The organism is Paenibacillus sp. FJAT-26967 (assembly GCF_001541095.1).
Lineage (GTDB): Bacteria > Bacillota > Bacilli > Paenibacillales > NBRC-103111 > Paenibacillus_F.
In genome coordinates this window covers 583,351-608,767 of sequence record NZ_LMXH01000001.1, presented here as the reverse complement: position 1 = coordinate 608,767, position 25,417 = coordinate 583,351, and the positions used below count along the sequence as shown (strand labels likewise).

The window sequence follows — 25,417 nt, the reverse complement described above, 5'->3', positions numbered from 1 at the left end:
GCTGCCCTCTCCATTCCATCCTCACTCATGAATTGTTTTGAAGATTTCGAGAATATCCTCCACTTCTTCAATTGACAAATCCCTGGTCCCATAATCCGACGGTGTATTCTGCGGTGCTTCAGAAGCTGAGCAGTGCTCAATAAGGGCGCGCAAATGATCTTTGAACATGCCGGACAGCTTCGTGATCGAACCGCTTTTATATTCCTGCGGCGCGAAAGTAAAGGAGATCGATAAGCGTCCCTCCGCCACAACGCCGTTGATATCCAGTGAATAAGGCGATTTTGCAGACGGACTGCGCGTCGCTCCCGCAGAAATGTCAGACAACCGGAACATGTCATTAGCGGTTTCCTTGCCGAATTCCCCCAAATAGTTGAAGCAAATGTCCGGCTCAGGCACTTTAAGCGCTAAATCCTGGCTGGTAAGGTCCGTCATGTAAGCCAGAATCCCGAAGCCGATTCCTTTGGACGGGATTTGCCGGAGCGATTCCTTCACGGTTTTAATCTGATAGGACAGATCTTCATACTCCATGTCAAGATGGACCGGATACAAAGAAGTGAACCATCCCACCGTACGGGATACGGAGATGCCTTCAAACAGCTCCTCCCGGCCGTGTCCCTCCAAATAAACGGTAAACGCAGTATGCTGCGTCCAGTCCTTAAGAGCGAGTCCTAAAGCCGTCAACAAAATATCGTTCATATCCGTGTTATAGGCTTGGTGAACCCCATGCAGCAAGCGGTTCGTTTCTTCCTCGTTTAATTCCATTGAAACGAGCATGTTTGGTCCCGTCTCCGGAGTCACTCCGTCAGGAAAATCCTTCGGAAGAGGCATGCATGGCATATCAGCAAGCTCATGCCAATAAGCCGCTTCCTTCAGCAGCTCGCTGCTATCGGCATATTGATTGAGGAAATCCGCCCATTCCATGAACGAATGCGTTTTGCTTTTCATTCGAATAGCCGTTTGTCCGCTTGCTTGCGAGTAGGACGCATACAAATCTTCCAGCAGAATCCTCCAGGATACAGCGTCTATGACCAGATGATGAATGGCAATCAGAAGATGATCCTGCTGTGCTGTCTGGAACAATCCAAGCTTAACGAGCTGTCCCCCGTCCAGACGGATGCTGCCTTGTATACGCTCCGATTCTTCCGTAATCCGGCTTGCGAAGTCCGATATTTCCCGGAAATCAAATTTTTCAAGAGAGAAAAACTCACCTTCCGGACCGCGGTTGAACTGGGAGACGGCTTCACCTTCCAGCCTATACGTCATTCTTAGCGCATCGTGATGCGCGATTAAGCCGCTAAAACACTGAACCAGCTTGTCTGGGTCTACACGTTCGTTGAATTGGAGCATCACAGCTTGATTCCAGTAATGACTCTCTGCAAAGTCTTGCCCGAAGAACCACTTCTGGATCGGAGTAAGAACGACTTCACCGGATACATAACCTTGATGCGCTTTCTTCTCAAGCGGAGTGATCTGCCGGGCTATTCCGCGTATATCGGGAGACCGCAAAATATCACGGACCGTTAATTTATAATTCTGTTGATACATGGCGGCTGAAATTTGAATCGCATGGATGGAATTACCGCCCAATTCGAAATAATTATCGTTCATCCCGACTTGGCGGGCTTCCAGAACATCCGTCAGGATTTGGACGCATAGAGCCTCCAAGTGGTCAGCCGGTGCCGCGTACTCGGTAATTCCATTTGCCGACTCCTGCGGCTCAGGCAGCTTCTTGCGGTCTACCTTCTGATTGGCCGTCAGCGGAAAGCTGTCCATGATGATCAAATGGGAAGGTATCATGTACTCAGGCAATTTAGCCGCTAAGAAGATCCTCAGATCGCCCGGCAGCAGCTCCGTCTGTGCGGCAATAACGTATGCGCATAGCTGCTTGGAACCGTCCGCATCTTCTCTCGCCAGCACGATAGCATCCGTAACGGAGTTATGGAGCAGAAGCGTTTTTTCAATTTCACCGAGCTCGATCCGGTATCCGCGCACTTTACACTGATGATCCATTCTGCCCAGATATTCAATCTCTCCGGCGCTTGTCCATCTTGCCAGGTCGCCTGTTCTGTACATCCTTTGTCCGGGTACAAATGGGTTGTCCACGAATTTCTCGCGAGTCAGCTCCGGTTTATTAATATATCCGCGTGCCACTCCGGCTCCTCCGATGCATAGCTCGCCGATTACGCCGATAGGCTGCATCTGCATATCTTCGTGAACCACATAGACCTGCGTGTTGCTGATGGGCTTCCCGATAGGAATCGAATCCGGAAGGGAATCCGCCGGACAATTATAATAAGTGACATCAATAGTCGCTTCCGTCGGCCCGTATAAATTAATAAGCTTGCACGGCCCATAGGTACCTATACCCTCGTTAAACACCGTCACTGTTTTCTTCTGTAAAGCTTCCCCGCTCGCAAAAACGTACTTCAAACTGGAAAGCTGCCCATAGGACATATGCCCCGAAGCCGCACTAGCCAGGAATACGCTCAGCATCGAAGGTACGAAGTGAAGGACAGTGACTACATGGGCTGCTACTGTCTCTGCAATCGTTACCGGATCCTTCTCGCCGCCGACCTCCAGCAGACTAAGAGCCGCTCCCTCCGACAAGGGCCAGAGGAACTCCCATACGGAAACATCGAACGTATAGTTCGTTTTTTGCAGGATGACATCCTTCTCGCCGATGGGATAATTCTGCTGCATCCAGTGCAAACGGTTCTTTAAGGATCCATGTTCGATCATGACTCCTTTGGGCTGTCCTGTAGAACCTGACGTATAAATGACATAAGCAAGGGAATCCGGGCGGCGGCATCCTATAAGGTTATCCGCTATACCCGGATGCGCTTGGTCCAGCAGTATGGTGTCAACGTCATATTCAATCCGGTGGAGCAGAGCCTCTACTGTCAAAATAATCCGTGCGCCGCTGTCACGGAGCATGTAGGCTATGCGTTCATCCGGAAATTGCGGATCGATCGGCAAATAAGCGCCGCCCGATTTCAGGATCGCCAGGATCGCTACAACCATTTCGACGGACCGTTCGGCCATGACTCCGACAATCGTGTCTTTCCCGACCCCTTTGTCCGTCAGCACCCATGCCAGCCGGTTTGCCCGCTCATTCAGCTCGGCATAGGTCACCTTCTGGTCCTTGCAGAGAAGGGCGGCTTTACCCGGATTACGCCGGACACTGCTCTCAAAGTCATCCACTATATCCACCCCGCCGTAAAGCTCGGCAAATGTATCGTTTATTACCCGGATCTGTTCTTGCTCTTCTTGCGTCAACAGAGTAATTTCCGAAATTTTCTGCTCGGTATTCCGGCAAATGGACTCCAATACATTTTTATAGTGGGCAGACATTCTTCGGATCGTTTCTTCTTTAAAAAGACGAGTGCCGTATTCTACGTTAACGAAAATGCCCTCTTCCGCCTCGTTGGCTTCAAATTTCAAGTCAAACTGAGACGTAACCGAATGCATCGGATAAGGACTTGCCGTGAGGCCCCCCAGCTGCAGTTCCGGCCTCTCCATATTTTGGAGAACAAAAGCCACGTCAAACAACGGGTTCCGGCTTACGTCCGTCTTTACTTTCAGATCCTGCAGCAAATGATCGAACGGATAATTTTGATGATCCAGCGCTTTCAGTAAACTTTCTTTGGTCTCTGCAATAAAATCCGCGACTGCTTTGCCGGCTTCGGGATATCCCCTCAGTGCCAGTGTATTCACAAACATCCCCATCACTCGTTCGGCATTCACATGGGTTCTGCCGGATACAAGCGTTCCTACCACGATGTCCTGCTGCCTCGAATATTTCGCCATCACGATTTGGAATGCCGCTAACAAGACGATATTAAGTGTTGCTTTTTCACGCTGGGCAAGCTGTTTGAGTCCGTTCAATAACTCCTGGCCGATTTCAAAAGTAAAGACGGTCCCTTCAAAGCTTTTTACCGCCGGACGATTATAATCCAAGGGGAGCTGAAGGATCGGAATTTCACCCGAGAAGACGCCTGACCAGTATTCCCGCTGCCTGCCGGCCGCATCGCTCGTTAACATTTGATGCTGCCAGACGGCATAATCCTTGTACTGGATGCTCAGTTCATTCAAACGATGGCCTTCATACAAATCCATCGCGTCCTGGATCAATAACCCTACAGACGTACCGTCCACTATAATATGGTGCATGTCGTATATGAACAGATGCTTGCCTGAATCGATGCGGATAAGAGCTGCTCTGAAGAGAGGAGCCTGACCGAGATTGAAAGGACGGATAAAACCGGATACTCTTTGCCGGATCGACTCTTCATTGTCTTCGCATTCCATTTGTTCCACAACAAAGTCAACATTGCCGTGAATCCACTGCCGGACATCGCCATCCGCAATATCAAAAGAAGTCCTCAACGATTCATGCCGCTGGATCAGCTCATCAAATACTCCGATAAATCGGTCCGTATCCAGTTCACCGCGCAGCTTGACAGCTCCAGATACGTTATATCCGGTGCCGACCTGATCATTCTGACAAATTAGATACATTCTCTTCTGAGAAGAAGAAACCGGGTAATAAGGAGCCTGCGCCGCCTTCCCGATTTCTGCGTAGCGCTCGATATTGGCCTGTGCGATCAGCTTTGCCATTTCTCTGACAGTCTGGTACTGGAAAATATCCGTGATCGAAATATTCACGTCAAAAGTCCGGTGAATTTTGGAAATCAGCGCTGTCGCTTTCAAAGAATGACCGCCCAGTTCAAAAAAGTTAGCCTGTGCACCGATCTCATCCGCTTTCAGCAGCTCTTTCCAGCATTCGATCAGCTTCATTTCGATATCCGGGTCGGTACCGCCGTCTAGCGACACCGCTGAGGCAAACATATTCTTCTGCAATTCTTTCCGGTCGATCTTGTAATTCGCTGTAAGCGGAATAGTTTCATAATGAATATAGTGCGACGGAACCATATAAATCGGCAGTTTGCTCTTCAGCAGCTGCTGGATATGCGATTTATCCAAAGGCAGCTTGTTCTTCGTTTCATAACAGACAACAAGCTGAGGCTCGTCTTCCTCTCCGTCAACTACCCCGACCACGCATTTCTCGATTTCGTTCATATGATTCAGATGGATCTCGATTTCATTCAGCTCGATACGATACCCTCTCAACTTGACCTGGAAGTCCTTCCGGCCCAGAAACTCAATCGTGCCGTCGGGCAGTCTTCGTGCCAAATCCCCGCTGCGGAACACAGCTGACTCACCATCGGTTAGACTGTTTCCGAACGCTGCTTCGGTACTCTCATCATTGTCCCAGTATCCACGGGCTAAATACCGGCTGCGGTATACCATTTCGCCTTTTCCAAAAATACCGGCTTCCTCACCGTTATCAGCCTCGATGCAAAGCTCGATTTCCGGAACGGGAAGTCCCGCAGCAATGAGTTTGCCGCTGATCGGCTGTCCCCATTCGATGATATTTATCGTGGCGATCAACACCTCTGAAGAACCGAACAAATTAACAAACTGGCTGGAAGGCGAGAATGTGGCATTAAACAGTTCGACGTCGCGGCTGTATACCGCTTCTCCTCCGAGGATAATTAACCGGATGTGTTCAAGAGGGCTGAGATTTACAGCTTCCTCAAAACAATAGCGGAAGATCGACGGAATCGAATGATAGATCGTAATTTGCCGCCAGCTCAGCCAAGCCGGTAGTTTATCGATACCGCCCTCTGCTTTAAGATCATAAGGCAGTACGGCCGCTCCGCTTAACAGCGCACCGAGAATATCGATAACACCGACGGCATGGGTGTAGGACGTAAACAGCGAAATCCGGTCTTCCGGGCGGATCGTCAGCTCCGCCGTAAACCGGTCAATGAACGCCAGCACATTGGAATGAGTATGGACGACGCCTTTCGGTTTGCCGGTAGAGCCCGAAGTGTACATGATATAAGCCGTCTGTGCGGAGTCAATAGACACATTCGGATTAGAACGATCCGGGGATTCATCCAACGAATTCGTATTCAGGATCGGGATCCGCTGTCCCGTAATTTGGCGGGACAAGCCTTCATTCTTATCATTGGTAACAATCATTCCGATGGAGCAAGATTCCAGGATCTCCTGCAGCCGCTCTGCCGGGAATCCCGGATCCAGCGGGACATAGGCCGCGCCCGACTTCAGCGTGCCGAGCATCGCTGCAATCATTTCCGCGCCATGCTCGAATAATAAAGCGACTCTTCTGCCCGCTTCCGCATTCCCCGGGTTCATAGGGGCATCCAGTATAGCATGTGCGATCTGATTCGCCTGCCGGTTTAATGCCCCATAGCTGTAAGATCCGGTATTCACAATCACTGCGTCCCGATTCTCATAGCGGTCCGCGATGTCTTCGAACCTCTTTACAAGGGTATCTGCTGCTGCTCGTTCAACAACCTCTGCCGAACAATACTTGCTCAGTGATGTGGAATTCAGCAAGTCATATTCGGCAATGACTTTGTTTGGATCTGCGCACAGCTGGCGCACCAGCTCAACGTATTCGCCCATCAGATACTTTATACTTTCATGCTTGTACAAGCTCGTCCGGTAGTTACAATTCATCTCAATCCGGTCCGCCAACTCGTCCAAATGGATCGTCATATCAAACTTGGTCGAGTTATCGCCGAAAGGCTGCGGAGTAAATACGAGATCCCCGACAGCAACCCCATGATCAAAACTTGTATTCTGCAGATTAAATACGGTGTCGAACAAAGGGGTCCGGTTAACTTCCCGCTTTGCTTTAATTTTCTCAAGCAGCATCTCAAATTGAAAATCTTGATTTTCATAAGCAGTCAGCAGGTTCTCTTTGACCTCATTCAAGAGATCTGTAAATTTTTTGCCCTGCGCCGGGTGCTGTCTAAGTGCAATTGTATTAATGAACATACCAATGGTGGATTGCACTTCTTCCTGGCTTCTGCCGATGACCGGCACACCGACTACAATATCTTCGCTTTTTGCCAGTCGGGACAAAAGAACATAGTAGGCGGATAGCAGAAAGTGAAAAATGGTGGCGCCGTTTTTTTGGCAAAACACTCTCATTTCGTGAGTCGCCTTGGGATCAATACCGAATTCATATACGTCTCCCTCATAATTAAAGGACGACGGGCGCGGATAATCCGAAGGAAGCTGAACATCCGGCAGTTCTCCGGAATAGCTGTCCAGCCAGTACTTCTCCTGCCTTTCGATGTAAGGCGTACCCAGTAAATCGTTCTGCCACACCGCATAATCTTTATACTGGATCCGGACAGGGGGAAGCTCTTTTCCCTGGTAAGAATCAGCAAATTCTTGAATAAGGATACTGATCGAGGTGCCGTCCGAAATGATATGGTGCATATCAATCAGCAGAAGATGCAGCGTATCCGTTACAGTGATCAGAGCGGCCCGGAATAACGGCGCCGTCTCTAAATCGAAAGGCCGGACAAAGCTGCGGATCACTTCATCCACTTCATGCTCCCGGCACTGGTAATTCTCCATCCCGAAGCCCGCTTCTTCATGGATAATCTGTACGGGTTCGCCGTCTACCAGCGTAAATGAAGTCCTGAACGCTTCATGACGGGCGACTAGCTCGTGGACCGCATGGTGGATGCGGTCCGTATTCAATGAACCGTCGATCCGCATAACCAGCGGCATATTATAGCTCACATTATCCGGCTCGAACTGATTCAGAGTGAACAATCTTTTCTGTGAAGCAGATACGGGATAATGGCCGGCCTTGCCTACCGGCTGTATGGCCTTGACTGAATCTGTGCAGCCTCTCTCTCCTTCCGACGAACGAAGCCGATCCAAGTAGGCGGCAAGCCCGGATACGGTAGGATGATTTTTTAGGATCTGAGAAATCTCCACTTTCATATCGAAACATTGCTGAATGCCGTTCACAATCTTAATGGCGAGAATGGAATCGCCGCCCAGTTCATAGAAGTTGTCGTCGATATTCAGAGATTCATATCCGAGTACGAAGCCGAAGATCGATGCGACTTGAAGTTCCGTATCGGTATAGGGCTCTCCTTCTCTGCCCTGCAGTTCAACAGGAGTGATCGACTGAGCCGGTGATGTGGAAGCAGACTCCAGTTCCTTGCTCTTATGCCGGATTGTCCGTACAATATCGGCGGATAGCCTGATTTGCGAATCGTCGTTCAATTGGACCACTTCGTCCTCGTAATTGATTTTACCGACGATTACTCTGGACATTCCCGATTCCATTAACTGATGAAACGCCCCAATGGCATCTTTAGTGGTCAGCACTTTGAACAAACCGTCCACATTGACGCCGTAATCCACAGCTACCCCGACTTCCAGCCAGGTGGCCCAGTTGACCGTGACTGTTTTCTTGCCCTCCAAACTACGGTTCGCAGCGAAAATGTCCAAGTAACTGTTCCCTGCGGTATAAGCTCCGTGACCTGGTGCTCCCGTCAGGGAAGTAACGGACGAGAACAGAACAAAGAAATCCAAATCATCCGACCGGGTCAACCTGTCAAGCAGCCAGGTGCCGTATAGTTTAGGGGAAAGGGCGCGGTTAAACAGCTCGTCCCCTTTCCCTACGATTAACCCTTCGCCGATAATTCCCGCCCCATGAATAACTCCGTCTATGGTGCCATAACGGGACCGGAGCTCATCCATTATCGGGGCGACTTGCGCTTCTTCCGCAATATCGGCTGCGTAGCAGCGGACCTCGCTTCCGTATTGTTCGATCTCTCGTATAATGCGTAAGCTTCGAAGCAGTTTCGGATTATCACTGCCTGCCAGAACCGCGTCCCATTCCTCTTTTGGAGGCAAGGAACTACGGCTGATCAGGCATAGATTCACTTTAGCGCGGCTGGCGAAATCTTGAGCGATCTCCAGCCCGATACCGCCGAGGCCGCCTGTAATCACATACACGCCATTTTCCTTCAGCTTCATGCCGGCATCGTCCTGATTACCGGTTATAGACAACCGGTCCAAGATTTCAGCATATCGGATTCCCTTACGGTAGGCAGTCCCGTATTGGCTAAACTCGCTGCATATTTCCGAATAGATTTCATCGAGGGTAGTAACCGGATCAACGTCGATATATCTGCATCTGATCCGGAAGCTTTCCAGACTGACGACCTTTCCTAACCCGAGCATAGGTGCATACTGCGTATAGAGTTGTGACTCGGAACCGTCCACCGGATTAACGTTAGGTGTAATCAGGATGACTTCCAAATCATTCTCAAGGTCCCGGTTCATCAGCGTCTTGGATAACTGGAATAAATGGGAGACTCCGGTCCGCTGGCTTTCCTCCAGCTGCTCTTTCGTAGAGATCTCCTCTGCATCATAGAAATGAATAATTCGGGTAATGTGACGATTCGCGATAAAATCTGCCAATTCCCTGTAATCATCCTCACAATATGAAAGCGTATACGCATTCTCGTTGACCGCTCTGAACCCATCCGTTCCGGGTAACACTTGAACAGCATGACTACCATTCAATTCAAAACAAGCGGCAAGTGAACCGATTTTCTCAGGACTGCTTCCTATGATTAGAACGTTGTCCCCTTCCCCGGCTCTCGCCGAGGTTTGCGGGGAAGCTTCCCACCGTACCCCGTGGTACATAGCCTCTTCACCGGTTTCGATGACGGGAATATCGATCCAGCAGCGTTTTTTCTGAAACGGATAGGTAGGCAGACTTACCAGACGATGCTTCTGATTCGCATATAATTCTTGAAAAGGGACGTCCGCCCCGTTCATGTACAGCTGGCATAACCGGCTAAGAACAGTTTCGTCGGCCTTGTCCCTCTCACTATGAGAACGGACGAGGAGAACGGCTTCAGCACTCAATTCCTGCTTTTCTTGGGCAGTTAGCTTGGGCGGGCTCTCCGGTGAGAACTGGTTAGACCCTTCCAGGTAACTCTCTAGCTGCGATGCCAGTTCCTCCAGGCTACGAATGCAGAAGCCCGCCCGGTACGCAAACTGCTCCCTGCCGACATTGGCGGTGTAGCAAATATCGCCCAGCTGTTCATCGCTCCAAACGGGTATCTGGAGCGAATATTTGCGGACCAGATCCGTAAGCGCCTCTTCGCTTTTGGCAGAGAGGGACAGCAGATAAGGACCTTTGCCGGCAGGCTGGAGCTGCTTCTTAACCTCGGGCGCTTCTTCCAGCACAATGTGACAGTTGGTGCCGCTCAGACCGAACGAGCTGACGCCGCAGCGGCGCGGAACACCTTCCGTCTCCCAATCGGACAAGGTGTCATTGATGTATAAAGGAGACCGTTTAAAGTCGATTTCTTTATTCGGACGAAAGATATGCAAAGATGGCGGAAGCTGCTTGTGGTGCAGCGACAATACCGCTTTTATAATGCCCGCTATTCCGGCGGCGTGATTCAAGTGTCCGATATTGGATTTAACGGAACCGATCGCACAGAAGTGCTTCTTGCTCGTCGTTCTCCGAAATGCCTTTTGTAAGCCTTCAAATTCAATCGGATCTCCCAGCTTGGTTCCCGTGCCGTGCGTCTCTATATAGGTGATGGTTTGGGGATCAATCCTGGCATCCTCCCAGGCACGCACAATAACCTCTTCCTGCGCAGCCGGATTGGGAGCAGTGATTCCGTTGGAGCTGCCGTCTTGATTAATCGCGCAGCCTTTGATCACGCCATAAATATGGTCACCGTCACGCAGGGCGTTCTGAAGCGGCTTTAATACAAGCACGCCCCCTCCCTCGCCGCCGCCTGTGCCGTCCGCTTCATCGTCGAATGCCCGGCTCCGGTTACTGGAAGACTCCAGTCCGAGCTTAATTTCACTCTCGACCGGAAGCATGTTAATGTTAATGCTTCCTACAAGGAAGAGATCGCAATTGCCGCTTCTGATTTCCTGGCAGGCCATATAGATCGCGACAAGCGCCGAAGAGCAGGCCGTGTTGATTAACATGCTCGGACCCTTCAGGTCCAGCAAATACGAAATGCGGCTGGCAATAATCGCATCGAGATTACCCGCCAGCGCGAAAGCGGCGGAATCCGGCTCGACATTGGCAATAAGCTGCTTGTAGAGAATATCGCCCCCGAATCCGACGAATACGCCCGTTTTACTTCCCCGGATCTTGCCCCCGCTGTAACCGGCATCCTCTATTGCCTCCCAGGCAAGCTGTAAAAACAATCGTTGATTCGGATCCATCAGCTGGGCTTCTTTGGGCGAAAGGCCGAAGAATGAATAGTCGAACTGGTCAATCTCGTTTAAATAAGCAAACTCCGAATATTCCGGGCGGCCTTCCCTGCCGTTGATGTGATTCATATATGAAAAATAGTGATCCACATCTTCTTTCCGCCCCTGGGGCAGCGGAGCTATACAGTCCTGCCCGGTCCGCAGTATATCCCAAAACTGCTGTATATTTTGAGCGTGGGCAATATTCGACGACATGCCGACAATAGCCACATCCCGCTTCGATATTTCCTGGATTTGAAAGTGTTGATCCTCCGCATCCCATGACTCCGCATCCATGTCAAAAAGCTTGCTCTTCATGGTTCGCCTCCTAAGTCGGCATCTTATTTCAGCACTTGTAAAAAGGGCAGGTGCTCCGCCAATTCCTGATTCCCAGTCTCCTCGAGTATTTTCCAAAAACGCATCGTTTGAATGTCAGCGGCCACTTTTTTAGTATGAAAAATCGTATTTAAAAGCTCCAGAGCCTGCAATAAATCCCCCTGCGAGACGGCCCCGTAATCTTGTTCCAATCTGCGTTCGATATCTTCTAACTGCTCATAGGGGCCAATTACCCCTGTCAAGAACTCTTCTTCATTCCCGTTCCGGTTTCTCGTACAGACTGCGGCAGTCAAACATCTCTTTACCAAAGATTCTTTGCTGTAAACGGAGCTTTTCCCTTGTATTTCACCTTGCCCGCTGCCGATTTTCTTCAATAAGTGGAGACGGTCGTCTGCTTGTCCGTAAGAATACGATTGTACGCCCGGATAATTTGCTGCCACTAGATTTGTAAGAACCGACTGAGGTCCCATTTCAATGGTTTGTGTAATTTGCCGCTGTTTCAGGAAATCCATCGTTTCCTTCCACCGTACCGGCTGTGTCAGCTGCATTCTAAGATAACGGTAAATATCCTCCGGTTCGTTATAGACGGAGACCGTTGCGTTGGCTATGACCGGCCACCTTGGCTTCTGATAAGTGTAAGACTTCAAAACGGCTTCCAGCTCATCCGCTGCCTCTTCCATTAATGCGCTGTGAAATGGCGGACTCATTAGTAAGGGAGTAATCTGCCCGCCGATTGAAGCGATTTGATCCTCTGCCCTGTCGACTGCCGAATAATGTCCCGCAATCACGAACTGGACATCGGAATTTATACAAGCCAGCGACACAGGCTCGCCCACGCGCGAGCTCATTTCGCATATATTCCGGATTTGATTTTCCTGAATGCCGTTTACAACGGTCATAGCACCTTGTCCGTGTTCAGCGGCTTTCTCCGCGAGTAAACTTCTCTGATGCACGATATGGACCGCATCCGCGAATCGTATCGCTCCTGAGCAAGTAAGCGCAGAAATTTCCCCTAAGCTGTGTCCTGCACAGTAAGAGGGCTCTTGTCCCACTTCTTCCATGTATGTGCGGAAAGTTGCAACACTGACCAGGAAGATTGCAAGCAGCATGTGCTCGGTTTTATTTAAATTCACTATACTTCCGCTAAAACAAATGTGAGCGAAATCTTTGCCCAGCAGATCACTTGCTTCTTCAAATACCAGCCTCGCTGCGGCATGTTCCTTATATAAGCTGCTGCCCATTCCGATATACTGGGATCCTTGTCCGGGAAATAAAAAGGCGGCTCTCTCCAAAATGGTTTCCTCCCACTTCTCTGTAATTACCCTGAGGTGATCAGCTTGACATATTCGGCAGCAGGTTGAACCGTGCGTCCATCATGCTCAAAAATTATCGTATTTCCTTCTTGTCCAATCTCTTTAAAGCCGGCAAATTTATAGGTTATGTGCATCATACGGTTCCGGTCATTCGGTAAATATTCGGCCAGCAACCGGCAATCGGCCTCTATAGATTTGCGGATAATATGATTCAAAAGCACGGTTCCGACCCCGCGAGACATGACCCGGCAGGAAGTGAGCATCAGCTTGAGGACCCATGTTTTCTCTATGCATTCAATCAAGGCAAGACCGATCTTGCCATATCTGCCGAACCGGTCATCCAGCTCGCAGATGAGAAGAAGATGCGATTCCGAGCGGCTGAAATGCAGCAGCTCCTCGTATGAATAGGTGTAGCCTGTCGCATTCAGCTGGTGGGTTCTGACGGTCAATTCTTCGGCCCGCTCAAGATCACCCACCGTTACAGGATGGATCTGCATCACCATATCCAGTGTGGACAAAAACTCATTCTGATCTCCAGTGAAGTGTTCTTCCGCTTTTTTTCTTTCGATCTCACTCTTGTATAATCCCCTCCGCTGCCTTGCATCCGGAGAGATAATACGCGGGATCATCTCTGCTTTATCCGTGAGCGATTCCAATTCCGACGCATCCAAGCACCATACCTCGGGCAAATGAAAGTTTACCTCTTCCCGCTCGAACTGCTGATCATCTATAAACGCGACCGCATCCAATCCGATGTTGATCTGTTCCGTAATCTCCCGGATTGACTGAGACTTGGAGTTCCAGGAAATTTGCGGATATATAAAATATTCCGCCACTCCAAGCTGCTCCAGCTTGTCCATTGCATGGGCGTACTCATTACGGCTGGCAACCGACTGTAGAATTCCGCGTTCATCCAGCGTCCGGATGATATCCAGCACACCATCGCGGAGCCGGACTTCGCTATCTTCCAGTAGAATGCCGTCCCACAATGTCAAATCCAGGTCCCATACCAGGCATTTGATTTTCTTTTCCTCGGCGTCCATAGCTGCCCTCCTTTCATCCGATTAATTAAATTGTCCGAAGGTATAGGAGGAAATCATTAATTCATGAATTTGATTGGTTCCCTCGATAATCTCCATTATTTTGGCATCCCTCATATATCGTTCCACCGGGTAAAGAGAGCTGCATCCGTTGGCGCCATGGATCTGGACGGCATCTTTGGCTGCTTGGCTCGCGGTAATCGAAGCAAAATATTTGGCTTTCCACGTCTGCAGTACACAGTCGGGATGCAGGGTATCACGCGAATAAGCCGCTTGGCGGCAAAGAAGCCTGGCGGCGGAAGTGTGAACCTCCATCTCTGTAATCATCTTCTGGATCAGCTGGTGCTCGATTAATGTGCGCTCAAATTGCTTGCGTTCCCCGCTGTATCGTAAAGAAGCTTCCAGACTCGCTTGTGCGATGCCCACACAGCCGCATGCGATGGAGAATCGGCCGTAGTCCAGACAAAATTGCACGACATGAGATAAGCCGGCTCCTTTTCGTCCAAGTAAATTTTCTTTAGGAATACGGCAATTCTCGAACGTAAGGTCTGCCGTCATCGACCCCCTTAAACCGAGCAGTCCCGTTACGGCTGTTCGGGTGAGGCCAGAGGCGGAACCCTCCACTATAAATGCCGTTATTTCACCTTCCAAGCGTGCAAAAACGAGCAGAAGGTCTGCCGTTTGCCCGTAAGTTGTCCACTTCTTAGCTCCATTGATGATATATCCAAGCTCATCCTGAGTCGCTTCTGTCCGGAGTGCACTGGCATCGCTGCCCGCGTCTTTTTCCGTTAGGGCGAAAGCACCCGTCTTTACTCCGCTCGCCAAATCGGGAAGCCATCGCTTCTTTTGCTCAGGCGATCCCCATTTTTGTATGGCATACGCAACCATCCCGTGAACCGTCAGCAAACTTCGGATTGAAGAACAGCTTTTGCCGATCTCCTCATGAAGAAAGCTGAGCATCATCGAATCCCAGCCTTTACCGCCATACTGCTCGGAGATATTAGCTCCCAGATACCCCCCTTGGCGAAGGCTGGAGAGAACTTCATCCGGGGTTTCCTGCATACTATCCATCTGACGGGCATAGGGTTCAATGCAGGTTTTGGCGAAAGACTCGAATTTTTCTTTGGCTTCCAGTTGTCCGGCGGTCAAGTCAAAATTCATGCAGATAACTCCTTCATTAATATTTAAGTGACATTGACATCCGCTTTACTGTCCACAAAATTCACTATCGCCTTAATGGTCCTGAAGTGATCGATATCCAGATCGCCCGGTTCCATGACAATGTTAAATTCTTTTTCCAGAAACATGACCAGCTGCATGGCAAATAAAGAATTCACGAACCCCAGCGCAAAAATATCATCCTCGTCCTGCAGCTCCCGGCTTTTAAAGAAACGAGACAGAAATATTTTGATCTTTTCTTTTGATTGTTCCATCCATGAACCTCCACTAAAAGATATTATTCATACGAGTAAAACCCTTTCCCGCTCTTCCTGCCATGAAGCCCTGCGTCCACCATTTTCTGAAGCAGGGGGCACGGCCTGAATTTAGTATCTTTATAACTGTCGAAGAGTACTTCCAGAGAATATAAGATTGTATCCAGTCCGATTAAATCGCAAGTTTCCAGCGGTCCCATCTTATGCCCGAAACAAAGCTTGAAAATCCGGTCAATATCTTCTACGCTGGCCACTCTATCCTGCACTTCAAAAATAGCCTCGTTTATAGTCAGCATCAACACCCGGTTGGAGACAAAACCCGGCACGTCATTAACGATAATGCCCTCTTTGCCTGCCCCGTTCAAGATGGCATTGGCCTCTGCAATGGTTTCCTCCGACGTATGGTAACCCTTAATCACTTCTACGGCAGGCTTCATGGGAACCGGATTCATGAAATGCATCCCCAGCACGCGGGATGGGTCGGAATAAATGGAGCCGATCCGGGTAATGGAGATGGCCGAAGTGTTCGCCGCTACCTTACAGCCGGGTAGAAGAATTTGCTCCAGCTTCCGGTGCACCTCCTCTTTGATTTCCCACTTCTCCGTTACGTTTTCTATTACGAAATCAGCGCTGCGAACGTCATCATAATCTGTTGAAAAAGTAATCTTCCCCATGATTTCTTTAAGGTCAGGGGCGGGTTCATCTTTTTTTTGAAATAACCGGCTGAACCCGATGCTCATTTCCAAACGTTTGCGGGCTTGCTTCAGAATCGCATCCGACAGATCGATTAATAGGATCTTATAGCCTGCTTTGGCGAAGCACTCGGCTATTCCGATTCCCATTACTCCCGCCCCGATGACGCCAATCGTTTTTATGCTCATCTACACTCCACTCCCCTATTTATCGCAACTCAGCCTGCTCCCGCTTCTGAACCATCATACGGAGCAAAGTCATATATTTCTTTAAGAGCTCGATCATTCTAGCCCCATCCAGTCTCGTGTTATCGAACTCAAGCGAAATATTCACATCGTCCGGATCGAGTTCCAGCACGAGATCGAATAAACCCGAAAGCGCGTAGCCCGCTGTCACTTTGGATTTGTCATAGATAAGCGCAGAGACCGAATGATCCCCTCTTTCTTCTTTAGCCCGGATATGCCCGATTCGTACGGAGCCGTTCGCCGCAATTTCCCGGGCTTCACGGACATTCCCGAACAGATCGGAAATATCCTCGATCGCTGAGAGATTTACTTGCAGCGGGGTCACCTCATCAGTCCGGTCCAGAGCGGTATACATAAGCATTTCCTCACTGCCCGTGATATCTGACATCAAATAGAAACAAGCGGCCAGCAGCACGTCCATTTTAGTTATACCTGCCTGCAGGGCGGCTTCCTGAATACGTCCTGACATTTCAGCACTGGCTGCAATTCGGTACGACGATTCGGATGATGCACTTTCATTGCCGGCAAAATATCGCTCCGGGAGCGCAAAAACGGCTAAGTCATGCAGCGCCGTTTCCTGAACTTTTTCATCCTTAAGAATCAGCTGTGCCAGCATTTTTATATTCTTATGAACGAACAGGTCTGTCAGGGTTACCTTTCCGGGGAACTGCTTGTCGATCAAAGCGACCATCTGAACCATGGAAATCGAATCACCGCCGACGTCAAAGAAGCTGCTCTCGGTACCGATTTGATCGGCGGACATTTGCAAGACCTCCGACCAGATCTCTGCCAGGGTTTGCTCCAGATCGTTCCTAGGCATTTCGTTATCTGAAGGCAGCACGGTCTCATGGGATAGTTTCCTTAACGACTCCCTGTCCGCTTTTCCGTTAGGAGTGAGCGGAATGGTTTCGACGGGCACAAGAAATGCCGGAATCATATATTCCGGCAGCTTTTCTTTCAACAAAGCTTTAATTGTTGCAGTCGGCAGAGGTGTGGCAGTCACGATATATCCGCATAAGAACGGGTTTCCGTCATCTGTCCGCTTGGCCAGCACGACAGCCCCTGAAATCCCCTCGATTTCGTTGAGAGCCTGCTCAATTTCTCCTAATTCAATGCGGTAACCGCGCAGCTTGACCAACTGATCGTTTCTGCCGATATACTCGATTGTGCCATCGGGAAGCCATCTGGCATAATCCCCTGTTTTATACATCTTAGAACCTTTAAGGAACGGATTGTCTACGAATTTCTCTCGCGTCAGATCGGGCTGATTCCAATAGCCCCTTGCAAGTCCGGCTCCGCTAATATGAAGCTCGCCAATTGCAGATACAGGAACAGGATTCAGGTTGTCGTCCAGAATGTAAATCTGGGTGTTGGCAATCGGTGAACCGATCGTAAGCGGAGCGTCCTGCTTCAGTTCTGTCATTGCCGACCAGATCGTCGTTTCCGTTGGACCGTACATGTTGTAGATTTTCGCTGCGGTATAAGACTTAAGCTGATCAAGTAAGTAAGAAGGGAACGCTTCCCCGCCTACCAGAATGGCTTTAAAGTTCCCCATCAGCTCTGCACAGCGCTCGTTCTCAAGCATAAGCTTTAACCGGGAGGGTGTCGTCTGGATATAATCGGGCTGACGCTTCCCGATCACCGCAGCCAACTGGCCCGGATCGATCTGCGATGCTTCATCCGCCAAGATAACAGTCATCCCACGCAGAAGCGGGAGCAGCGTCTCCAGATAAAAAATATCGAAGCTGTACGTGGTCACAGACAACAGCGTCTGTTCCTCTCGGAAAGCAATCCGGTCGCACATCGCTTCGATAAAATGGATGACTGACCGGTGCTCGATCATAACACCCTTTGGCTTTCCCGTTGAACCTGACGTATAAATCACATAGGCCAGATTAGACGATTGGTGCGATGCCGCAGCTGTGATACTGCCTTGAACATACTGCAATTCATTCAGGTCTATTCGCGTTCCTCTAAAGCCCTGAATATCCGTTTTGGCTGTCGCCGTCACTATAATCTCGGCTTGACTGTCAGACATATAGTGCTCAATCCGGCTCGCCGGATAATTCGGATCCACCGGCAGAAAAGCGCAGCCCGATTTGAGAATGCCCATTATACCGACAAGCATATCGAATGACCGGTCTGCGAGCAGAGCAATAATTTGATCCGGTTTGCCTCCGGCCGCAATGACCCGGGCTGCAAGCGCATCCGCCTTCTGATTGAGCTCCCCGTAGGTGTAAGACTTTTCCCCGACTATAAGAGCGGTTCTGCCGGGATTGCATTCAACCTGTTCCTCGAACAAGCGGTCGATGGTCGTCATCCTAGGGGTAAGAACCCTGCCCTCATTAAACCCGAATACGATTCGGTTCTTCTCTTCTTCAGAGAGCAAAGGAACCTCCCCGACAGACGTCTGAATGTTCTTCGAAACGTGTTCAAGGACATGATGGAAGCTGCTTTGCAATAAGGCCGCTTGTTCGTCCGAATAGCGCGCCAAATCGTAGTCCAGCACCAGCTTAAGTCCTTCAGGCGTCCGTTCCAGGCCAAAAACAACTTCAACCTGGGCTTCTTTTCGAAAAGCATGCTCGTGCAGTTGGTCAAACATGCAGGCATACGACATCAAAGGAGTGGCAGGCACCGATTCATTAGCTCGTTCCGCCAGCTTTTCCAGAATAACCGGCAGGGGATAATCCTGATGGCGGTACGCTTCCAATACCGCTCTCTTCGTTTGGATGAGAAGTTCCTTGAACGTCATGTTACCTTGAGTATGACTGCGGAGAAGAACCGCTTCGTTCAGTGTCTCTTCCGTACGCGCCTGTTTGAGCACCGGCATTCCTATCACGCACTCCGGTAAACCGTGACACCTATGCAGAACAATATGAATCATTGCAGTAAACGCGATGTACAGCGACATATCAGAGTGATTGCATAGCAGAAGGAGTCTCTCTTGTGCCTCAGCATCCAGAAGCTCCTCCGAATACCCTCTTCCCTCATCAGACACACGGACCGTTTCCGTTAATCCGATATGATCCGAAGAGATGCCTGCCAAATTATCCAGCCAGAACTTTTCTTGTTCCGTATATTTCCGATCACTTAACAGTACATTCAAATCCAAACGTGACATGAGGAAACTTCTCCTTTGGCTAGCTAGAAATTAAAATCGGCATCCAGCTCTAATTTCAGCATCTCTGCCCCCGGCTCGTTACGGCTGTTATTGCCGCTGTCGCTGTGCCGTACTTGAAGCCCGCTCAAAATCCGCTGCTTTTCCTGCTGGGTCATTAACTCCACATCCGCAATTCGGATCTCGGGATGTTCGGACACTTGCTGCGCCAAATGAATAAAATGAGCCGACATTCGTTCAATCGTTTCTTTTTTAAACAATTTGGTGGAGAATTCGAAGCTGAAATGCAGCGTTTCTTTCTCCAAGGCGTAGAGAGATAAATCAAATTTGGAAATCGGGAAATCGTAATCCACCGGGGTAATAGACATATCCCGGAGCTGCATTTGCCTCACTTCAATGTTCTCGAAGATGAATACCGTGTCAAACAACGGATTTCTGCCGGTGTCTCTCGGTATAGGCAGTTTGCGGATTAATTCCTCGACCGGGTAATCCTGGCTTTCGTAAGCTCCCAGCACCTGCGCTCTGACTTCTGTTAAATATTGCTCGAATGTCATCTCTTGCTGAGGCCGGTTGCGGATTGCAAGCATATTCACAAACATACCGATTAAATTCTCGATTCCCTTATTTCTTCTGCCGGAGATCGCAGAACCGATCACAATATCGTCCTGGCCGCTGTATTTGGACAAGAGGATAGAGTAAAGAGCCAGCAGCAGCATAAATAAGGTTGCGCCTGATTTTTTGGCCATTAGGCTTAACTGCCCGGTGAGTTCCTTATCCATCTCAAAGGCCAGACGGTCTCCTTCAAAACTGCGTACCTGCGGCCTCGGAAAATCCGTAGGCAGCTTCAGAACCGGCAGGTTCCCGTCAAAAACGGACAGCCAATACTTTTCCTGCGCATTCATGCGTGAATCAGACAAGTGCTTTTTAAGCCAGACAGCATAATCCGTATATTGCAGCACTGCCGGTTCCGGCTCTATCCCCTCGTAAAAGGCGCCGAACTCCTGGACAAACACGTTATAAGACGTCCAGTCGGTCACGATATGATGAAAGTCAAACAACAAGATATGTCTGTCCGAGGCCAGCTTGATAGCGGCACATCGTAAAAGCGGCGCCTTGCTCAAGTCGAACGGCCTGATAAACGATTGGATAATCCCTTGAACTTCATGATCCGCCGCTTCGTACTGCCGCAATTCTATTTCATGGGCCGGATTAATCTTCTGGACAATTTCGCCTTCCGCCCATTCAAAGGATGTCCGCAAGATCGAATGCCGTTCGATGACCCGGGCGACAGCCTTCTGTACCCGCTGAAGATCCAGCTCCCCTTCAATCCGAAGCAATTCCGGGATGTTGTAGGCAGTTCCGGCCCCTTCCATTTGCTGAACAAAAAAGATGCGTTTCTGACTCGGCGTAACCGGATAATAGGCTTGAGATTCAGCAGGCAAAATGGCTTCACTGCCTATATTCGAGCTCTCCCCGATCAGACCGGTTTGCTGCTCCAAATAAGCAGTTAGCGCATAGATGCTCTGGTGAGTCAACACATCGGTTATTTGAAGCCGGTGCCCGGCTTCTCTTCCAAAAGCATTGACGATCTTCATCGCGAAGATCGAATCTCCGCCCAGGTTGAAGAAATTATCATAGATGTCAATGACATCGGTTCCCAGCGCTTCAGCCCAAACCTTCGCCATCTCCTGCTCCAATGCGGAATACCGGTTGTCCGATCTTCCCGTAATTGTAACGGCCGCCCCGGAATTTCTTGCCGCTGCCGAGACCGCTGAAACTTGCTTTTCCCGGTCCAGCCGCAATTGTATGTCGGTATGCAGCATGAACGGAAGATCATCCATTCCGGCAATTTCCGAATACTGGATCGGACCGACTATGACCCTGCCGGAACTGCTTGTCAGTATACGATCCATCGCTTCCCATGCTTGAACGTTCGTAACCGGACGGAAAGCATCTCTTAGATTGACACCATGGCGCGCTGCCATTCCTGTCTCGATCCAAGCCGGCCATACGATAGCTATCGTACATTTTCCCTGCTGATTGCGGAATTCCGAGTAAGCTTCCTGATAAGCATTCGCAGCCGCATAATCACCTTGGCCTACTCCTCCGAGGAAAGTAGTTATGGACGAGAAATAGATGACAAAATCCATTTCTTCGGATGCCGTAACCTCGTCCAGCACCCTTGTTCCCTGCACTTTCGGCTTCAGTACCGCTTGAAATTCCTCTTCCCGGATGAGAGGCAATAACCCGCTTGAAGGAAGCCCGGCTGTATGAATGATTCCGTTAATTTTACCGAATTCTCGTTTTAATTTATGAAAGACCTCTGTCATCTGCCCGTGATCCGATACATCTGCCGAATAGACCGATACCGCGCTCCCAAGACCTTCCAATTGCTGAATCATCTTGATTTTTCCGATCAGTACCTCATCTGAGCTTTCCTGAACCAAGGACTCCCAGATATCCCGCTTTGGAAAACGGCTCCGGTTTATTAAAGCGAGCTGTACACGGTTCTTTGAAGCAAGGTAGGCGGCCATTTGAAGACCGGCACCTCCAACGCCCCCTGTAATGATGTATACACCTTCGGAGTGGATGCTAATATCCGTATGTCCGCCCGGATCCGCTTCTTTCAGCAGCTTGCCATACGTCATCCCGCTGCGGAATGAAACCTCCGCAGGCGAATCAGACAGCATGCAAGCTGTCGCTCTCTCAAGCGATTCCGTGCTTTCATCCATATCCATATACCGCACATGCCAATCCGGCATCTCCTGCCTCATCACGTTCAATAGAGCATGAATGGCAGCATGCTCCGGAATCAGCGATGCTTCCCTGCCTGTAACCTTGTTCCCGCATAGAGTAAGCACATCCAACAAGACGGGCCTGCCTGCATATTCACTCTGCAGTGCCCTCGTCAGATGGAACAAAGAATAGATTCCTCGGGCTAGACGCAATTCCAGTACATCTTCCGATACATCGAATCCACCAAAATCAAGGTCAGCCGCCGACCAGGCATGAACAAAACGGCTGATCTTCCGATCTTGTACCTCTGTCAATAAACGTGTGATATCCTGCAGGTCCGGGCGGATCCTGAAGGTCGTCTCGTCCAGTCGTTCATAGCTCTCTCCGATGACAACCTCAAGCACGGGTGAGCTGCCTTGCGCTCTTAATTGCTTTGCTATTCCTTGCCCTTGCACAGTATTGAATACCAGGATGCCTCCCGGCTTTTGTTCTCTCCGGTTATATCCGATTTTTATCGGCCGCCACTCAAATTCGTAATAAGCGGATGGAACTTCCGTTTCCGGTAGCAGAGCAGCTTTTCGCATGACATAACCACGGACCTCGATAAGCAGTTTGCCTTGCTCGTCCATGATAGATGCGTTATAGGTAATGGAGTTTTCTGTCTCCTCTACTTTCCTGAGATAGCTGTAGACAACGGCTTTCAGCGGAGAGTGAAAGATGACCTCTTTGAATTGAAAAGGGATGAATGTGTCCTTCTCGCTCACAGTCGGATCCGGTATATTAAGTGCCGCATCCAGCAGTGGCGGATATGCCTTGTGCCCCGCAACCTCTGACTGATATTGCTGCGGAAGCACGAAATATCCCAGCATTTCATTGTCGCCTGCATACACCTGCTTCAGACTGAACCAGCGTTCTCCGAGCTGAAGGCTGTTCATTCTCTCCGGCTGCCGGGTATCCCCATGCAGCAGCTTAGAACACCTGCTCTTTATTTCTTCTAAAGAGTACGATTGTACATCTGCATCTTCCGGGGACCTGCTTTCCATCTCCCCCACTGCATGATCCGTCCATCCGGGTGGCGGGCCGTCTTCCCTGCTCGCCATCGAAAATGTCATTCTCTGGTCCTTTTGTCGCTGAACCAACGTCTGTAATTCTTTACTCTGTCCCGTCGGAATAAGGAAAGGGGAAAGCAGCGTAACGTTAACCAGCTTAATGCTTCGGTCAGGGTTTGCATGCAATGCCGCTGACAAGGCCATGTCGAGATAAGCGGTCCCTACAAGAAGGCCGGTCCCGTTGATTTGATGATCCCGGATGATCCAATCCTTCTCGCTGAACTCTCTCAGATAGAGATCACCGAGCTTCGTCTGAATAGGAACCGTATCTGCCGAGCCCGCCCGGATATCCTGTGCTGATTCCGCCTCAAGACTTGGCGGCCAGAACGTATCCGGTTTGCTTTGGACCCAGCTTCGCTTCCTGTCGAATGCGTAGCCCGGCAGCGGTACCGAGTTTGCGGTACCCGCCTCGAAGAGGGACGCCCACTGTAGATCAGCGCCCTCCACATAGAGCAGCGCCAATTTTACAAGTAACTCGGCTTGATCGCAGCCGGTTATCCGGCAGGAATCGGTTATCGATTGCGCTTGTGCCGTTAACTGCTGCTTTTCCTCCAGCCAAATCTCGCCATCGCCTTTAACCGTCTTATTCGCGTCGATCAGCTGGTGCCGTTTGAACCACACTCTATTGCCTTCAGATATGCCGGCAGCTGTAAATTGCTGCAGCTTGTCTCTAAGCTCGCTTACACTGCTCGCCACGATAGCCAGGCGGTGGTTTAAATGTTTTCTTCCGATCCCCGCCGTATAACAGACATCCTTAACGGATAGTTCCGTATGGACGTCAAAGTAACGAATATACGTTTGGATCAGCTCATCCAGAGAAGCTTGTGTAGCACCGGATAAAACAAATAAGCCAGTGCTATCCGGCAAGACGGCGTTCTTCTCGGGCGCTTCTTCCAGTACGATGTGACAGTTCGTGCCGCTTAAACCGAAAGAGCTGACACCGCAGCGGCGAGGTGCAGATTGTGGTTCCCAGCTTGTCATCTTGTCTTGGACGTAGACAGGGGAATCCTCCAGATTGATTTTAGGATTAGGTCTCTGGAAATGTATGCTCGGCGGAATTTGCTTGTGATGAAGAGCTAGTACCGCTTTAATAAAGCTGATAATGCCCGCGGCGCTGTCTAAATGGCCGACATTTGTTTTCACCGAACCAATGGCGCAGAATTGTTTTTTATCCGTATATTTTTTGAAAGCCCGCCTAATCCCGTCAATTTCTATCGGATCTCCGAGCTTCGTTCCCGTGCCGTGGGCTTCGATATAGGAGATCGTCTCGGGATGAATTCCGGCATCTTCCCAAGCTCTCAGAAGGACATCTTCCTGGGCAAGTACATTGGGAGCGGTAATGCCGATCGAGCTTCCATCATTATTGATCATGCTTCCTTTAATTACCGCATAGATATGGTCGTTGTCCTCTACCGCCTTATGCAAAGGCTTCAGAAGCACGGCCGCGACGCCTTCACCTGATCCGGTTCCATCCGAATAATAATCGAACGTTCTCGCTCTGCCATCCGTTGATGCAATGCCGACTTCTTCGTTGGCGTTTACCTTGGCAGGCAGCAGGACCACCTTCACTCCGCCTGCGATCGCCATCTCTACCTCGCCTGCCCTCAGCGCCTGACAAGCCAGATGAATTGCAGTGAGTGATGAGGAGCAGGCTGTATCCACCAAGAGACACGGGCCTTTAAAATTCATTAAATAAGCCATTCTGCTCGCGATAATGGAGCTGATGTTGCCTGCTTTCGCAGCAGCATTCATCATAGATTCCGCATTCCATATCAGATTCTCGTAGGAAGGCCTGGATTCGCTGTAGCCTACATAGATACCGGTTCTGCTGCCGACTGCACGATTGCCGCTGTAGCCGGCATCTTCTAAGGCATGCCAGACCGTTTCAAGAAAGAGCCTTTGCTGCGGGTCCAGATAACGGGCTTCTGCTGCCGAAATATTAAAAAATTGATGATCGAATTTGTCGATAGCGGATAAATAAGCCCCCTCTACCTCCATCACGCCCGTATTCTGTAAACCGACCGCAGACAATACATCGTTAAAATCCCTTTTTCTCGCGGCCGGCAGCTCATCTATGCTATCCACACCGTTTTTGAGAGATTCCCAGAATTCATCCAGATTGTTCATCTTACCTACGGTTCCCGACATTCCGATGACAGCAAAATCATTCGTTGCCACGTCTTCAATCTTAAATTGATGCGGATCCGGAGCAAAGATGACTTTTTTATCCAGTTCAAGTAATTTCTTGATCACGT

General features: G+C 49.8%; 8 protein-coding genes. All 8 read right to left on the bottom strand.

Translation table 11 applies throughout. The annotated features are described in order from the left end of the window. Window positions 1–21: 21 nt before the first annotated feature. Genes AR333_RS02680 through AR333_RS02645 form a run of 8 tightly spaced genes read right to left on the bottom strand, consistent with a single transcriptional unit; the run spans window position 22 to window position 25,415 of the window. Entirely contained in the window at window positions 22–11,457 is an 11,436-nt protein-coding gene (locus tag AR333_RS02680) for a non-ribosomal peptide synthetase (RefSeq protein WP_068773800.1), read from the bottom strand. A gap of 23 nt (window positions 11,458–11,480) precedes the next feature. Next, a complete protein-coding gene (fabD, locus tag AR333_RS02675) occupies window positions 11,481–12,767 on the bottom strand; it encodes an ACP S-malonyltransferase (protein ID WP_068773799.1) in 1,287 nt (428 codons plus the stop codon). Window positions 12,768–12,793: 26 nt separating this feature from the next. Then, window positions 12,794–13,831, bottom strand: coding sequence for an HAD family hydrolase (locus tag AR333_RS02670; protein ID WP_068773798.1), 1,038 nt, complete (start codon window positions 13,829–13,831; stop codon window positions 12,794–12,796). 21 nt (window positions 13,832–13,852) lie between these two features. Next, on the bottom strand, window positions 13,853–14,989 hold the full coding sequence (locus AR333_RS02665; RefSeq protein WP_068773797.1) for an acyl-CoA dehydrogenase family protein: 1,137 nt from the start codon (window positions 14,987–14,989) through the stop codon (window positions 13,853–13,855). 23 nt (window positions 14,990–15,012) lie between these two features. After that, window positions 15,013–15,261 carry an acyl carrier protein gene (locus AR333_RS02660; protein ID WP_068773796.1) on the bottom strand — a complete coding sequence of 83 codons (249 nt, stop codon included), beginning with the start codon at window positions 15,259–15,261 and terminating at the stop codon, window positions 15,013–15,015. A 23-nt stretch (window positions 15,262–15,284) separates the two neighbouring features. Then, window positions 15,285–16,142 (bottom strand): 3-hydroxyacyl-CoA dehydrogenase family protein, encoded by an 858-nt coding sequence (locus tag AR333_RS02655; RefSeq protein ID WP_068773795.1) that lies wholly within the window; start codon window positions 16,140–16,142, stop codon window positions 15,285–15,287. A 19-nt stretch (window positions 16,143–16,161) separates the two neighbouring features. Continuing rightward, window positions 16,162–19,320: a non-ribosomal peptide synthetase gene (locus tag AR333_RS02650; protein WP_068773794.1), complete on the bottom strand. Its 3,159-nt coding sequence runs from the start codon at window positions 19,318–19,320 to the stop codon at window positions 16,162–16,164. Between the two features lie 23 nt (window positions 19,321–19,343). After that, on the bottom strand, window positions 19,344–25,415 hold the full coding sequence (locus tag AR333_RS02645; protein WP_068773793.1) for an SDR family NAD(P)-dependent oxidoreductase: 6,072 nt from the start codon (window positions 25,413–25,415) through the stop codon (window positions 19,344–19,346). Window positions 25,416–25,417 lie beyond the last annotated feature (2 nt).

Bases quoted from the DNA above. Each gene is read 5' to 3' on its own strand.
- AR333_RS02680 (WP_068773800.1), bottom strand. From the start codon at position 11,457: ATGAAGAGCAAGCTTTTTGACATGGATGCGGAGTCATGGGATGCGGAG.
- AR333_RS02670 (WP_068773798.1), bottom strand. From the start codon at position 13,831: ATGGACGCCGAGGAAAAGAAAATCAAATGCCTGGTATGGGACCTGGAT.
- AR333_RS02665 (WP_068773797.1), bottom strand. From the start codon at position 14,989: ATGAATTTTGACTTGACCGCCGGACAACTGGAAGCCAAAGAAAAATTC.
- AR333_RS02660 (WP_068773796.1), bottom strand. From the start codon at position 15,261: ATGGAACAATCAAAAGAAAAGATCAAAATATTTCTGTCTCGTTTCTTT.
- AR333_RS02655 (WP_068773795.1), bottom strand. From the start codon at position 16,142: ATGAGCATAAAAACGATTGGCGTCATCGGGGCGGGAGTAATGGGAATC.
- AR333_RS02650 (WP_068773794.1), bottom strand. From the start codon at position 19,320: ATGTCACGTTTGGATTTGAATGTACTGTTAAGTGATCGGAAATATACG.